Annotated in this window: 11 protein-coding genes, 12 tRNA genes and 1 pseudogene; 1 reads left to right on the forward strand and 23 read right to left on the reverse strand. The window is 49.0% G+C overall.

Translation table 11 applies throughout. The annotated features are described in order from the left end of the window. Positions 1-24: 24 nt before the first annotated feature. The 15 genes and pseudogenes from AC1DLI_RS23060 to AC1DLI_RS23130 all read right to left on the reverse strand — a co-directional run bounded on the left by AC1DLI_RS23060 (position 25) and on the right by AC1DLI_RS23130 (position 12,789). Positions 25-1,431, reverse strand: a complete 1,407-nt coding sequence (locus tag AC1DLI_RS23060; RefSeq protein WP_477606827.1) for a CdaR family protein — start codon at positions 1,429-1,431, stop codon at positions 25-27. Further along, positions 1,424-2,266, reverse strand: coding sequence for a diadenylate cyclase CdaA (cdaA, locus tag AC1DLI_RS23065; protein ID WP_477606829.1), 843 nt, complete (start codon positions 2,264-2,266; stop codon positions 1,424-1,426). Before cdaA ends, AC1DLI_RS23060 begins: the two co-directional genes overlap by 8 nt. A 140-nt stretch (positions 2,267-2,406) precedes the next feature. Beyond that, positions 2,407-3,045, reverse strand: coding sequence for a zf-HC2 domain-containing protein (locus tag AC1DLI_RS23070; RefSeq protein WP_477606831.1), 639 nt, complete (start codon positions 3,043-3,045; stop codon positions 2,407-2,409). Between the two features lie 207 nt (positions 3,046-3,252). Then, complete coding sequence (sigW, locus tag AC1DLI_RS23075) at positions 3,253-3,846, reverse strand: RNA polymerase sigma factor SigW (protein WP_477606833.1); 594 nt, start codon at positions 3,844-3,846, stop codon at positions 3,253-3,255. Between the two features lie 474 nt (positions 3,847-4,320). Further along, on the reverse strand, positions 4,321-5,475 hold the full coding sequence (locus AC1DLI_RS23080) for a S1C family serine protease (protein ID WP_477606835.1): 1,155 nt from the start codon (positions 5,473-5,475) through the stop codon (positions 4,321-4,323). Between the two features lie 282 nt (positions 5,476-5,757). Then, on the reverse strand, positions 5,758-8,562 hold the full coding sequence (gene ppc / locus AC1DLI_RS23085) for a phosphoenolpyruvate carboxylase (RefSeq protein ID WP_477606837.1): 2,805 nt from the start codon (positions 8,560-8,562) through the stop codon (positions 5,758-5,760). A 327-nt stretch (positions 8,563-8,889) separates the two neighbouring features. After that, positions 8,890-8,963 (reverse strand) — tRNA-Gly (locus tag AC1DLI_RS23090). A 14-nt stretch (positions 8,964-8,977) separates the two neighbouring features. Then, positions 8,978-9,054, reverse strand: a tRNA-Pro gene (locus AC1DLI_RS23095). Between the two features lie 34 nt (positions 9,055-9,088). Further along, positions 9,089-9,165, reverse strand: a tRNA-Arg gene (locus AC1DLI_RS23100). Between the two features lie 6 nt (positions 9,166-9,171). Continuing rightward, positions 9,172-9,246, reverse strand: a tRNA-Gly gene (locus tag AC1DLI_RS23105). 402 nt (positions 9,247-9,648) lie between these two features. After that, on the reverse strand, positions 9,649-10,506 hold the full coding sequence (locus AC1DLI_RS23110; protein ID WP_477606839.1) for an ABC transporter ATP-binding protein: 858 nt from the start codon (positions 10,504-10,506) through the stop codon (positions 9,649-9,651). Positions 10,507-10,739: 233 nt separating this feature from the next. Next, positions 10,740-10,880: a phosphodiester glycosidase family protein gene (locus AC1DLI_RS23115; protein WP_477606841.1), complete on the reverse strand. Its 141-nt coding sequence runs from the start codon at positions 10,878-10,880 to the stop codon at positions 10,740-10,742. A gap of 16 nt (positions 10,881-10,896) precedes the next feature. Next, positions 10,897-11,658, reverse strand: a complete 762-nt coding sequence (locus AC1DLI_RS23120) for a phosphodiester glycosidase family protein (protein ID WP_477606861.1) — start codon at positions 11,656-11,658, stop codon at positions 10,897-10,899. 480 nt (positions 11,659-12,138) lie between these two features. Continuing rightward, a pseudogene (locus tag AC1DLI_RS23125) lies at positions 12,139-12,501 on the reverse strand (hypothetical protein); the annotation flags it as partial. Positions 12,502-12,522: 21 nt separating this feature from the next. Further along, complete coding sequence (locus AC1DLI_RS23130; protein ID WP_477606843.1) at positions 12,523-12,789, reverse strand: hypothetical protein; 267 nt, start codon at positions 12,787-12,789, stop codon at positions 12,523-12,525. A 262-nt stretch (positions 12,790-13,051) separates the two neighbouring features. Between AC1DLI_RS23130 and AC1DLI_RS23135 the strand changes: the two genes are divergently transcribed. Next, positions 13,052-13,408, forward strand: coding sequence for a GNAT family N-acetyltransferase (locus AC1DLI_RS23135; RefSeq protein WP_477606845.1), 357 nt, complete (start codon positions 13,052-13,054; stop codon positions 13,406-13,408). Positions 13,409-13,594: 186 nt separating this feature from the next. On the opposite strand, the gene AC1DLI_RS23140 is transcribed toward AC1DLI_RS23135, so the two are convergent. From AC1DLI_RS23140 to AC1DLI_RS23175, 8 genes are all read right to left on the reverse strand, one after another. Beyond that, a tRNA-Leu gene (locus tag AC1DLI_RS23140) sits at positions 13,595-13,677 on the reverse strand. 98 nt (positions 13,678-13,775) lie between these two features. Next, positions 13,776-13,858, reverse strand: a tRNA-Leu gene (locus AC1DLI_RS23145). Positions 13,859-13,874: 16 nt separating this feature from the next. Further along, positions 13,875-13,950 (reverse strand) — tRNA-Lys (locus AC1DLI_RS23150). 10 nt (positions 13,951-13,960) lie between these two features. Then, positions 13,961-14,035, reverse strand: a tRNA-Gln gene (locus AC1DLI_RS23155). Between the two features lie 9 nt (positions 14,036-14,044). After that, positions 14,045-14,120 (reverse strand) — tRNA-Val (locus tag AC1DLI_RS23160). A 33-nt stretch (positions 14,121-14,153) separates the two neighbouring features. Continuing rightward, positions 14,154-14,228 (reverse strand) — tRNA-Glu (locus tag AC1DLI_RS23165). Positions 14,229-14,268: 40 nt separating this feature from the next. Further along, positions 14,269-14,344: transfer RNA gene (locus AC1DLI_RS23170), tRNA-Thr, on the reverse strand. 4 nt (positions 14,345-14,348) lie between these two features. Next, positions 14,349-14,424, reverse strand: a tRNA-Asn gene (locus AC1DLI_RS23175). Positions 14,425-14,645: the final 221 nt, after the last annotated feature.

Genomic DNA, 14,645 nt, shown 5'->3' on the forward strand with positions numbered 1-14,645 from the left:
TTTCTACATATGCTGCTTCGTTGATTATGGATTCATTGTTGGGCCGCCAGTAGCGTTATCGCCGCCGTTACCGCTCTCCTCACCGGTATCCGGCGGTGTTGGTGACGGTGTCGGCGTAGGCGATGGAGGCTCCTCCGTCGGAGTGCCTCCTACTTCCTCTGCGTTTTCATCATCAGACCCCGCTGCTGCATCGTCTATAATTTCAATCGTAACCGTTAACGTCTTCCCATTATCCAGCACCGTCTGCACATAAGCTGGCACATCCACCTGAAGCGTTACAACATGTACGCCGGGCTTTAGTCCTTCAACATTGGCAATAATCGTTATCGCCTCTGCCTTCAGCGCATTCAACACCGATTCTGCTCCGCTGACGGTTAAATCGAATTTTCCGTCAGCCGGGTTTCGGAAGACCGGAGACATCCCGCTCGCGGCGCCCTCTACGGATATAGGCAATCCCGTAAAGGTCCGTGTAATAATAGGTGCAACAACAACCTCGAGCGTTACTTCCGCGGGATCAATAGATTTAATGCCGTCAATTGCTTCTGTCTTGACTTGTACGGAACCGGACTGCTTCACCTTTGAGAGGTCAAGCACAACGCCGTCATAAACCTGAAGCTCGTCTAACGCCTTCTGTTCGCCGTATACCGTAACCTGATCAATGGCCGGCTTTACGGATACCAGGCTTAGTCCCGCTGGCAGTGTGCCCGTATAGCGCACTTGTAGAGGCAGTGTTTTGAATGGCGGTGTGATCTTAACCTCGACATGCACCGTTTCCGGCGAAATAATCGCGTTAGTCATTTCTATGCCATCCGTATCATATACGACAACCTTTGCCTTTTTGTTAACAATTGTTTTATCTGCACCCTCTACATTTATTTCCGTTGTGACAACGCCTATCCTGCTCATGTCGTCCTTCGGCAGCGTAACCTCGACGCCGGTCGATGGCGCTACGACCGTAGAGGCGCCTACCACATAACCAGCAGCGGGTTTCCCCCCCGTAGTCACCTGAAGCTCGAACGGCTTTGTCAAAATCTCCTCGATCTGTACCGTTACCGTTCGCGGCGACATTTCTACAAGCTGAATTCCCTTTGGCAAGGTTGCAACCAAGGGCAGCTCCTGTATGCCCGGCTTCGCGTCCTTCAAATCCACCTTAACGACATAATCATCATCGGAAGAAGCATTAAGAAGATTGGTAAGCCTGCCTTGTACATCCAGGCGTACAACAGTAGGCTCCATGGCCGTCATGACGTACTTGTCCGTATCAAGTCCGTCGGCTTTTATGACAGATGCTTCTATCGTCTTTGTGTCCACATTGGAAGTAACCGTCTGAGGTGACGTGTCCGTATCAATATGCACGACAGCCCAGAGCAGCAATCCCACGATGACGGAAATAATTTTGAGCGAGGTCGGGTGACTTAACCATTTATCCATCACTGCCTCCTTTCCGCTTCCAAAGAGACGATAGCGTCACGCGCTCCTTCGCGCGCCCGTTCGTCTTCGGAGTCAGCTCATCGAACAGCTTCGAAATAAGCGATTCCTCGTTAATATCGCGCACGATCATACCGCCCAGCGATAAGGATACTTGTCCCGTTTCTTCTGATACCGTTACCGACACGGCATCCGTCACTTCACTTACACCGATAGCAGCGCGGTGACGCGTGCCAAGCTCCTTGCTTATAAATGGGTTCTCCGACAAAGGCAGGTAACAGCCGGCTGCCATGATTTGATTGCCGCGTATAATCACTGCCCCATCATGAAGCGGAGTATTTGGCGTAAAAATATTAATGAGCAGCTCCGATGTAATTCTCGACTCCATGCGGATACCCGACTCAATCAATTCACTCAGCCCTGTGCTGCGCTCAAATACGATTAACGCCCCGATCTTACGTTCTGCCATAAAACGGACAGCCTTAATCAAGCCGTCAATTTGATCATTAACGACATCCCGATCAAGCGAATACGAACGCGCGAACAGCTTTCCGCGGCCAAGCTGCTCCAGCACACGTCTTAGTTCCGGCTGAAAAATAATAAGCACACTCACGATACCGAATGTGAACATCTGATTCATGAGCCATTTTAACGTATACAAATTGAACCATGTACTAAGCGCCCATACCGCAACGAGTATGAAGATACCTTTCAAAAGCTGAACCGCACGGGTTCCACGCACCAGCAGAATCATTTTATAAATAATAAAACTGACTATGCCGACATCGATGATGTCCTTTAACCAGTCATGCCATGTCAAATCCGAGAAATAACTCATATGCCAACCCCCAACAGCCGATCCCCTTATTATTGTCTATTATCGGTTTTCAACTTTATTATTTTCTAGATATGGGATTGGAAATCCTTTTTTTCAAAAAAAAATAAAAACGCCCCCCTGCAAGAGGGAGGCAGCTTGCATTAACGAGCGTTACCGCCAAAAGTTTGTGTCACTTTGTACCAGAACCAATCAAGTGCTTGATCTATGGTTCTGCTCTGACCCGCGATATGTCCGGTGGAAGCTAAGTTCAAGGAGCCGTCAATGACGGTTACGTTACCGTCGACCTCTCCTTTCACTTCAGCCACTCCGTTCTCGACGGTCAGGTTCCCCGTTAGATGGGCACCTTCCGGCACAATGACTGTATTGCCTTCTATAATGACCTGCTGAAGATCCTCGCCTGCTACAATGAGCTTGGTGTCCTCTTCCCACATGGTGAAGAAGCTTCCCAGCATAACGAGTACAAACACTGCAGCAGCAGTAACTCCCGGGTACCTGTAAATGAAGCGTACGGCGCGGTTCCGCTGCTTGTTCTGTTTCTTCGGCAGCTGCTGCATAATTCGCTGCGTTAATTGCTCTGATGCCTTCCGGTCATAATCCGCGGCAGGCTTAATCGCTTCTAAAGTCTGGAACGCCGCGGCGTCCGTCTTCTGGAGCTGTTCAAACCGACTGCGACAAGCCGGACAGGAAAGCAAATGAGATTTTAACGTAACGATATCTTCACGCGGCAGCTCGCCGTCTAAATAGTCATGCATCCATACGATGGCGACGTTGCAATTCATAGCAGCCAGTCCTTTCTTTCAGTTGCTCGCGCATTAAGTTCTTTTCTCGTTATTAGGATACGTTACTGACGAGAGGGATGTTTCACTTTTTTTTGAAATCGGGCAAGCCAATATTATGATACGGTTATCCGTCCCGCAATTCTCTCAGAAAGAAGCCTATGTCCAGGACATGGCTTCCGTTTACTTGCAAGTTCACTCTTATTATACCTATAATTTGTGCTCCAGCTTCTTCCGAAGAAATTCCCTGCCGCGGTGAACACGGGTTTTAATCGTTGTCACGGGCATGTCCAGCACATCGCCAATCTCCTGCAGGGAAAGGTCCTGCATATAGCGGAGCGTCATGACGCTTTTGTATTTCGGCGGCAGCGAAGCGATTGCCCCATGTATGATCCGCTGCGTATCTGACAGCAGAAGCTCTGATTCAGGCGTCCGGTTATCGCTTGGAATCATTGAATAGCCATCCAGGCCCTCGTGATCGTTCGATTCTGCGTCAAGCGAGTAGGTCGGCTTGCGTTTGCGCAGCCGATCAATGCAGAGATTCGTCGCAATCCTGTAAATCCATGTCGAAAATTTTAACGTATCATCATACCGGTCCAGGTTCTTGTAAACGCGAAGGAAGGTGTCCTGAACGACATCCTCCGCCTCCTGGCGGCTGTTTAACATTCGATATGCCATATGAAAGAGCTTATCTTGATATAGGTCTACAAGCTCAGCAAATGCTTGCTGATCGCCTTTGAGCGCTAACTTCGCCAGGCGTGCTTCCAATACATTCACCTTAACTCCTCCAAACCTTCCGTTCATTCGACTGATCACCTTGCTATTTGCTTGGCAGCCCTATTGCCCAAGACAACAGCTATCTGTATATAATCGCCGAGAATAGGCGCTATACGCCCCTGCGATATCAAGTTTATTCATCCTAATACTCCCAAATCATGCGTAACGCATATTACAAAAACATTTTATGGCGAACTTCATGCAATAAAATGACGCGTAGCACGAATTCAAATCATTACCATTCAAGGAAAATCGTAATCCACATGAACTGAAAAAGCAAGACTAAAGCAGACAATTGAGAAAGAACCTTCTAACTTTGCAAAACAATTCATGCTTACCAATCGTCATTCAGCCAATTATATCGGTTTGGCGCGAAGTCGGCAATCGACCTGAGGCTAGTTTATCGGTTCGACCATCGGCCAGTATCCCGGGCGGAATAACAAAAAGGTCTAGGAAGCCAATTAGCTTCCAGACCTTTTCCTTTATCGCATGCCTTGTGCATTACAACGTATTGGTTTTCAATTGCTCCAGCACCTTCGATATCGTCGTTGTAGGAATTGCGAAGCCAATGCCTTGTGCTTCAGAGTTAACCGCAGTATTAATACCGATCACCTCACCCGCTTCATTAAGGAGCGGCCCTCCGGAATTTCCTGGATTAATCGAGGCGTCCGTTTGCAGCAAATGCTCGTATTCGTGTTCGCCTTGCTCATCCGCGATGGTAATTGGGCGTTCTTTCGCACTCAGCACACCCATGGTCAGCGTTTGATCAAAGCCGTACGGGTTGCCGATTGCAATGACCCAGTCACCAATTTGAGTAGCATCGGAGCTTCCAAGCTCAAGCGATGGGAACTCTTTGCCATCCGGGCTCTCTACCTTCAGCACGGCTAGGTCAAGCTCGTAGCTCGAACCGAGAACCTTGGCAGTCAGTGGCTCGTCATAGCCTTGAACCGTAACCTTAACCTCCTTCGCGTCGGCGATAACATGCTCATTCGTCAAAATGTAGCCATCCGACTCGAAGAAAAATCCTGTTCCCGATCCCGTCAGTTGAAGCTCCGCACTATTTTGATCTTGCTCTTGCTGTTCCTGCTGCTGTTCTTGCTGCTGTCCGTCTCTTCCCGATTGTCCGCCTCCAAAAAACTGCCGGAAACCCGGATCATCGAACATGGAAGCGGATTGTGCAGGCTCCGAGTAATTTTCAATTTTCACTACCGCCGGGCTTGCTGCGGCATAAACGGAGGCGATATCGTCGCTTGTGCTTAGCGATGCCGTAGAAAGGCCCGCATCCTGCTGAGCAGATTGACTTGCGACACTTGAACCGCTGTTTTGCAGCGTCTGCCCGTTACCACTGAATAAATTGTTTTTATCCGCCATATACGAGAAGCCGCCTATGACCATCGCACCAATCAAGAACGAAGCAAGCATCGTTTTTGCCGAGCTTCCTCCAGCACGTTTCGGTCGTTTTTCCCCATCCGTCACTGGCTTGCTTTCAATATTCTGCAAATTAAGCTCTCTCTCATAAGAAGCTCTTAGATCATGGGTAGTTTTGCTGGATTCATAAATATAAGTAGCGGCAGGAGTCTCGTCTGCTGTATTCGATGTATGAGTTTCTGTATAAGTATTATTAGAAGATTCCGCCCGTTTGTTATCCTCGTTCATTTCTATCATCCTTCCCAAAGTAGGTGTCTGTTTGCTATGTACCTATCATGCAGGATGTACCTTAAACGAAACTTAAGCGGATCATAAAGGAACATAAGAAAATAGAAAGCCCGATTTCAGCTATCCTTAAGGTTCGATAAACCAGCATCTCTTTTCATTTTTCGCTCTGCTTACATTTGATTGCCTGTCTAACAAACGCAAAAAAGCCAGCCATGGTTTGCACCATGACCAGCTTCTTCAATTACAACGATTCGCCGAAGCAAATGATGATATGGATATGGATTAGCCTGTATTCCGAAGGCCAGCCGCAATGCCGTTGATCGTCAGAAGCACCTCGCGGAGCAGCTGCGGATCATCCTCTTCGTTGTCACGAAGCGCACGTAGCTCGGTTAGAAGCTGCACTTGCATGTAGCTAAGCGGATCGACGTACGGATTGCGTAGACGGATCGACTCTTGAATTACCGGAACATTATCCAAAATTTCCGTTTGTCCAGTGATGCTTAGAATAAGCTCAGAGGTTAGCTTGTACTCTTGTTCGATTTGCTCGAAAATACGATCGCGGATCGTTTGATCCTTAATCATATCCGCATATTCCTTCGCAATGACCAAATCGGCTTTAGCTAACGCCATTTGCAGGTTATCGATCAACGAGCGGAAGAACGGAAATTTCTCGTACATCGTACGAAGCGTGTTCATCTTCGCTTCGTCCTCGCCTGCGTATTGATGCAATGCGGTACCGGCAGCATACCATGCAGGCAGCAGGTAACGGCTTTGCGTCCAAGCGAACACCCAAGGAATCGCGCGCAGATCCTCAAAACGATCGCTGTTTTTCCGTTTGGAAGGACGGGAGCCAATGTTCAGCTCGCCAACCTCAGGCAGCGGCGTAGATTCCTTGAAGTAAGTCAAGAAATCCGGATCGCGGAAAATGAGATCCTGATACTTCGCGAGCGCCGTTTCGGAAATCGAACGTGCAATTTCATCCCACTCCGCTTCCGCTTGCGGTGCTTGCTCAGGGTATTTCGCCAGGCGAGCGGCCGTAATCAGCGCCCATGTTGCTTGCTCCAAGCTGCGGTATGCAATACCTTGCATCGAATAACGGGAGGAGAGAACCTCGCCCTGCTCGGTAATCTTGATGCCGCCGCCAATCGTATGAGGCGGTTGCGCCAGAATGCTGCGGTTAAGCGGCATTCCGCCGCGCCCAAGAGCGCCTCCGCGGCCATGGAAGAACTTCAGCTTCACATCGTACTCTTTACCGGCAGCCGTTATATCATTCAGCGCTACGCGCAGCTCCCAGTTCGCTGTAACCACGCCACCGTCTTTGTTGCTGTCGGAATAACCAAGCATAATCTCATGGAGATTGCCGCGAGCAGCAACCGCTTGGCGGTAAACCGGCATCTCGAAAAGCTCTTTCATAATTGCTGGCGCCGCATGAAGATCGTCGATCGTCTCAAATAGCGGTACCGATTGCAGCGTGCAGCGGATGGTACCGTCAGCTTCCTTGCGGAATAAGCCGACTTCCTTCGCAAATACCATAACCTCAAGCATATCGCTAGCTGCTTCCGTCATGCTGATCAGATAGCTCGAGATACAATTGACGCCAAATTCTTGCTGTGCCCGGTAAATCGTATGGTAAACGTTCAAGCATTCACGCGTAGACTCCGAGTAATCCAAGTGACCCGACGTTAGCGGGCGAGGATCATTCAGAAGGCGGTGAAGCAGATCCGTTTTCTCTTCTTCCGATAGCGAAGCGTAATCAGCGACCACGTTCATTTTCGCCAAAACCTCAGACATCGCATTCTCATGCTCTTGGCTGTGCTGACGTACGTCTAGCGCCATAAGGTGGAACCCGAACAGCTCTACTTGACGGATAAGCTTAGCTAACGCCGTATCCGCTACATAATCAGCAAAGTGATGGCGCAGGCTGCGGTCAATAACGAACAGGTCTTCACGCATCTCTTCAGGGTGGTTATAACGCATTGGTGAGCCCTTAAGAGATTCATCACGCGTATTAGCCAGCTTCTCAAGCATGAAGCCCAGTTTAATACGGTAAGGCTCCTTCGTGTTTCTCCATAGATCGACGCATTTCAGCTCGACATGCTCGCGATCTGAACGTATCGACTCCACGAGTTCCTCGGATACCTCGACCAGGTTTGTGCTGAAGCTGAGCAAATCCATCAGCTCATTAAGCTTCTCTTCATACTTGCGAATCGCCAGCTGACGATGCAGCGTTAGCGTCTCCCAAGTGACCTTCGCCGTTACGGATGGGTTGCCATCGCGGTCGCCGCCGATCCATGAGCCGAAGCGCAGGTAATCAGGCACATGCCAGTTCTCGTCTGGATAGTATTTGCTCAGGCAGCGTTCAAGCTCTTCATATACGCTTGGCAGCACCTCGAACAACGTTTCATCAAAATAGTACAATCCGTTGCGAACTTCATCGATAACGGTTGGTTTGCGGTCACGAAGCTCGTCTGTCTGCCACAAAATAAGAACCTCATTCATGAGCTTCTCACGCAGCTTCTCGCGCTCGCGATAGGTTAATGTAGGGTTATCCAGCTCCATCACATCAACAGCAATCCGTTTATGAATATCAAGTACCGCGCGACGAGTTGCCTCGGTCGGATGCGCAGTCATAACAAGCTCAAGCGAAATATTGCTCAAAATATCCTGAACGTCTTCGATAGCAATCCCACGTTCTTTCAAATCTTGAACAGCGCTCTCAATGGAGCCGCGTTGTACCGTTTCGCCTGCAGAAACCTCATAATCGCGTTTCCGTCTAATCCGGTGGTTCTGCTCAGCAATATTGACGAGCTGAAAATAAATAGCAAACGCCCTAATTACTTGATGACGTATTTCCGGGCTAAGGGAAGATACGTTTTCCTTGAATTGATCAAATATTTCCGGTACAAATTCAGCGCGAAGCGCTTTACTTTGCTCACGAATCCGTTCTACGATATCAAGCAGCTCGCGGCCGCCTTGATGAACGAGAACTTCGCCGAGAATGTTTCCTAAAAACCGGACATCGCGTCGCAGCAAATTGTTAGCCTGCTGCCGATTTGTCGTCAAAGTTGATGCAGATTGATCCGACATACTGTTCCTCCTAAATTTTTGCGAAGCAAGATCGCTCCGTAAGCATTTACTTGTTTTTTGAAGCGTAAAAACGCTTCGGAAGCTTGCATGTACAACATGAACGTTTTTTGACTTCTACCATCATACTACAAAAACCTACAGGGTTGAAGCCCTGAAGCCAATCCAAGCAAAAACAGAGAAGCCGCGCCTTACGGGTGCTTCCAGTGTTTAGCAGCTCAGCAATTGGCGATCAGATGACTCCCCATTGGATATATTGAACGCAAGCGACTATCTGTTCTAAAATAAAAAAAAAGCCCTTGAGTGATCAAGGACTTCGTCATTTGTAGTTGGAGCGGGTGATGGGAATCGAACCCACGCTATTAGCTTGGAAGGCTAAAGTTCTACCATTGAACTACACCCGCAAAAAAATGAAATATGGTCGGGACGACACGATTTGAACATGCGACCCCCTGGTCCCAAACCAGGTGCTCTACCAAGCTGAGCTACGTCCCGAGGTGTAAATAAAGTGCATCTAGTGATTGGATAATGGCGTGCCCTAAGAGATTCGAACTCCTGGCCTTTTGATTCGTAGTCAAACGCTCTATCCAGCTGAGCTAAGGGCACATGTTATGGAGCGGAAGACGGGAATCGAACCCGCGACCCTCGCCTTGGCAAGGCGATGCTCTACCGCTGAGCCACTTCCGCATGTTACTTGTGTCAGCCGTTCGTGATGTTTATCATCGCGGCGACAAGTAATAATATATCACCCCTGAAAACAAAAAGCAACTGTTTTTATAAAAAAGTTTTAAATTATTTTTAGACGACTTAAATTGACGATGCTGTAAAGTCAATAAACCCAGTAATGACGCGGAAAGTTGAACAATTTGATAAGAGATCCCTCTCATTAATTTTATGTAAACTGGCCTCCATTATGACCCATGAACCGACAATTACCGCAGAGGAACAATTACATATTTAACTGGAGATGTCCTGTAAAAAACAGCGGGCTATCCGCGTATGCATACCTGCCGTATGAAAATAAGAGACTGTCTTAATTGGCAAATTGCCTTTTAGGACAGTCTCTTATTTGGTTCAATTGCTGGGAGCTTAAGCTCCTGCAGCAGCTAATGTCTTCACTTGTACCGCTCGGCTGTTCATCGTTACCTTATCAGCAGCAGGCTGGCCAGCAAGCGCGTAAGGCAAGCAAAGAGGAACCCCCGTACGCGGGTCAGGAACGATATCTGCTTCGATATTAAATACTTCACGCATGATATCCGGTGTCATAACTTCAGCTGGTGTACCTTCACCAACAACGACACCTGTTTTAATGGCGATCATATGATGAGCATAGCGCGTTGCGTGATTCAAATCATGCACAACCATCACTACGGTGCGGTTATTGCTTGCGTTAAGCTTTTGAAGCAAATGAAGAACCTCCAGCTGATGCGCCATATCTAGGAAGGTCGTAGGCTCGTCAAGGAACAGAATATCCGTTTCCTGCGCAAGCGCCATTGCAATCCACGCACGCTGGCGTTGTCCGCCGGAAAGATGATCAACAGGACGATCCGCAAAATCAGTCATGCCTGTCGCTTCGATTGCCCATTGTACGATACTGCGGTCGTCTTTGCTCATCGATCCGAAGCCCTTCTGATAAGGAAACCGGCCGTAGGATACGAGCTCAGCTACCGTCAGTCCGTCCGGAGCCGTTGGATTTTGCGGCAAAATGGCCAGCTGCTTCGCAACTTCCTTCGTTGATTGCTTATGAATGGATTTGCCGTCCAGGAGCACGCTGCCTTGGGAAGGATTCATAATACGGGCCATCGTTTTCAAAATAGTTGATTTACCAGAGCCGTTCGCTCCTACAAGCGCCGTAATTTTCCCTTGAGGTATAGCAATGTTTAAGTTTTGGACGATAAGACGATCATCATAAGCAATGTCAAGACTCGAAGTCGTTAGACGAATCATTGGACATGCACGCTCCTTCCGCTGCCAGGGGCAGACACCTTCTGAATGTAAGTATATTGATTCCGTTTAACAAACGAAAATTGATAACGATTATCATTGACGTTTTAATGATAATGTTTCTCATGCTAAAAGTCAATGACTAACTTCTTTTTCGTGCAGCTTAACTTTGTTTTATAGGCAAGAAAAAGACCGTCCTATTAAAGAACGGCCTTCCTATTTATAATTAACTGCATTTACCACTTCAGCTTCGACCCAAATACGAGCCCGTTGCTAATAAGTTTGCCTGGAATGGTTATGAGTTTTCCTTGTGAGTACATGCCGGACGATGCGCCTCCATCCAAATTCATCGCTTGCACCGCTCCGAGCTGGACCATGATCTGACCCCATTGTTTAATCGTTGCTTTGGGGACGGTAGCGATAAGGATGGTACGTACCATCTTTTTTTACAAGAATGCCGCTTCTGGAAGCTGCGTCGGTTAATATTTTCGAGCTGCTGAAGCCTTCCAACGCCGGGTTGATCGCTAACTTCCCGTCCTTTACCAGCCTTGGACCGGCACCAATTGCCGTATGCACGCGTGACCACGCAACTGGCGCTTTCGATAGATTGGTCATCTCTATTTTGTAGTCGACCTTGGTTCCAAGCTGAAAGCGCGAGGCCAGCTTCTCCTCAGAGCCTGTGTAGACGAGAACGTATCCGTCAGCTGGTATACTCACATTCTCATTCTTGCTTATTTTCGTAACGATTCCTTTGCGGACGGTTACCGCCGTTCCTAACGCAAAACCAATCTTTGATCCCCTCTTTGGCGTAAACATAATCGCGGAGGATGCGCCTGCTGCCGGCGTACGGTTCATGAAATATGCATACCAATTGTTTGGTGAAGTGAAGGAGCCGTTTGTTCCGCCTAAAATTTTAACGCGAAGCGTGTCCATCACTATCGTACCGTCCCACGTAAATCCGATCGCAGTTCCTGTATTACCGATATGTTCGACGCTGCCATCTGCAATTACCGTGCCGTACGGCTCAGGAATGCCTCCATACGCCTCGAAATAGGTACCATTAATGGCTTCGTTAGCTTGATAGGCTTTGGCAATCGACAGCAGCGATTGAACGACACCCACTTTACGGCTCGCCAGCCCAGCTGTAAGGGGCATACCCTTCGGTATTGTAACGGTCTGAACCTTAAAAGACTGACCCGCTGCAGTAATCTCCTTTGATTCATGCTTTACCTTCAGATTAGACACTGAAGCCGTAACTTGAATAGGAAGCACTAGCTGTCCAATATATCCACTGGCAATGACCTCTACATACAAGTTTGCTTTTCCCGCGGCAACCGGGGTTACAACGCTGTTTTCATTGATACGAACGACCGCCGTATTGTCGGAGCGGTAGCTGACGGCGACGGGATCGGACAGCTTCAGCTTGTCCGTGAGCAGGAGCCTTGCATCCAGCGGTAGCTTAAGCGTAGCCGCTGCATAGGTAATCGCCACGGGGCGAATTGGCCCCGCTGCGATAAGCTTGTTGGCGGACGCGTAGACGATCCGTCCGCTACCTTGCGGCGCCACGCCGCTCGCGGGAACCGCGGCGTGGCCGCCGTAGGTGTACAAGATCGACCTGGCAGCGCCGTCGATCGCGTACACAGCGCCGGAACGGCCGCCGGCCAGCACGATGCCGGCGGCAAGGTCCGGCGCCAGCGCCGCGGGGCCGAACCCGGCTGCCCCGCGGGCGCTGATGCGCCATAGTTCCGCCCCGTCTGCGAGGCGGAACGCAGCAATGCCGTTGCCGCTCAGCTCGGCGGCAACGACAGCCCCTTCATCCCCGGGCATTGGCACCGGGGATGTCCAGCCTTCTGCAGGCGCCGCTGCAAGCTCGCGCGTGAATCGGACCTTGCCGTCCTCTTCATAAGCGGCAACCGCCTTGCCCGCAAGCAGCAAGACGCCTCCGCTTACGCTGTCTGCGAACAGCCTCGCCCCCTGCAGCGCCTGCTCAAGCGATGCCTCCCATGCTACAGCATTGCCTCACACAGCGTACAGCACGCCATTACTGCCAAGGGCATATACGCCGCTCTTACCTGCGGTGAGCTCCTTCACACTGACGCCTTCTGGCAGCAACGCAATCTGTTTCTCCCCCGAGCTGCTAAGCGACAAAATCGCATGCTGATTAGCAAAATACGGATTGCCCTCCCCATCCGTCACCATGCCGGAAGACTGCAGCTGCTCCTTCTTATTTTTAAAATAAAAGATCCCATTTTGTCCGCCGTTGCCTGCATGATCGTATTTAAACAACCTGGCACCCGTGCCGGCGGCATAAATCTGGCCCTTCGCATTGACAGCTGGTAGGTACAGTGGCCATTAACAGCCAAAACATTATACGTCTTAAAAAATTTATAAAGCTTACTATTAATTCCCATAACAATTAAATTCCTTTATACTTAACATCACTTATTTACGAATGAATTGTGTGTTCCGTTATACACTGGGCAAGCAGCTCAGCGCTCTCTGACAGCAAGAGCAATGTAGAAGTGGGATTACGATTGCAAACCATGAGATGCAGGTTGGATTATTTACAGAAAAGTACTATGAACATGTAAAAAAGCTGTACACCAATGTGGACGTCAGAAAATATCTCGGAGGCATTATCCCGGAGACCCATACCTTGAATAAATTCTTGGAGACATTAGATCAGGCCAACGCTAATCATTCCTTTTACTTTTATTGGGTGGTGACACTTAAAGAAGATGAACAGTTCATTGGACTCGTGTCGTTGGAAAAACATAGGGATGGTTTGCATATGGAGGTGTCATACGAGTTTTTACCCCACAGCTGGGGCAAAGGATATGCTGAAGAAGTAATTAGATGTCTTTATGGTTTGCATTTAAAGAGCTCAAGCAATCTAAAATCATAGCCGAGACACAAACCGCTAACCTTACATCCTGCAGGCTTCTGGAAAAGGTAGGGATGAAGGCAGAGCAAACCTTATCTCGATACGACGCTGAACAAGTGATCTATAGCATATCGAGCTAATCGTTGTGCCATAATTAGGTTTGTAGACAGCAAAAAACCCTTGTTCGCCAAGGGTTTTCTCATGGTATGGTGCGCGTAGAGGGACTTGAACCCCCACGGTCGCCCGCTAGATCCTAAGTCTAGTGCGTCTGCCAATTCCGCCATACGCGCTTATGTGATTCCAATGAAGCTAAACCATGTCTTGTAGGACTTCCACCTACATTACTCTGTTGACATACAGAGTGTTTCCCGATTAAGGGTTTTAAAGATGGTGCGCGTAGAGGGACTTGAACCCCCACGGTCGCCCGCCAGATCCTAAGTCTGGTGCGTCTGCCAATTCCGCCATACGCGCATGTGAGATAAAAAAATGGTGAGTCATGTAGGATTCGAACCTACGACACCCTGATTAAAAGTCAGGTGCTCTACCAACTGAGCTAATGACTCATAGTATAAGTGGCTGGGGATTCAGGGATCGAACCTGAGAATGACGGAGTCAAAGTCCGTTGCCTTACCGCTTGGCTAATCCCCAGCAGCGATATGGTGGACGCTGACGGGATCGAACCGCCGACCCTCTGCTTGTAAGGCAGATGCTCTCCCAGCTGAGCTAAGCGTCCAAGTGTAAAGGCGCCTTTTGTGAAAAAGGTAATTGGTGACCCGTAGGGGACTCGAACCCCTGTTACCTCCGTGAAAGGGAGGTGTCTTAACCACTTGACCAACGGGCCATACTAAAATTAAAGCTTGTCCTTGCAGTTGAAAGTATTCTGGAGCTCTCAACCGGGATCGAACCGGTGACCTCATCCTTACCATGGATGCACTCTACCTACTGAGCTATGAGAGCATGATGGCTCCCCGAACAGGACTCGAACCTGTGACAACTCGATTAACAGTCGAGTGCTCTACCAACTGAGCTATCAGGGAACATTGCATATTTGCGTTGAAATGTCTCCAAGAGCTTCAACTGCAAAAGAGGCACGGTTGAACAACAAGGCATTGCGCCCTGAAAACTGGATACGAAAGTTAGGTTTGCTGAAACCTTTTTAGCTGCTGTCTGCCGGATGTATGGGTCCATGCAAACGTGTTTAGGATAAGCCCTCGACCGATTAGTATTCGTCAGCTACACACATTGCTGTGCTTCCACC

The sequence above is a fragment of the Paenibacillus sp. 01T443 genome (assembly GCF_056398325.1).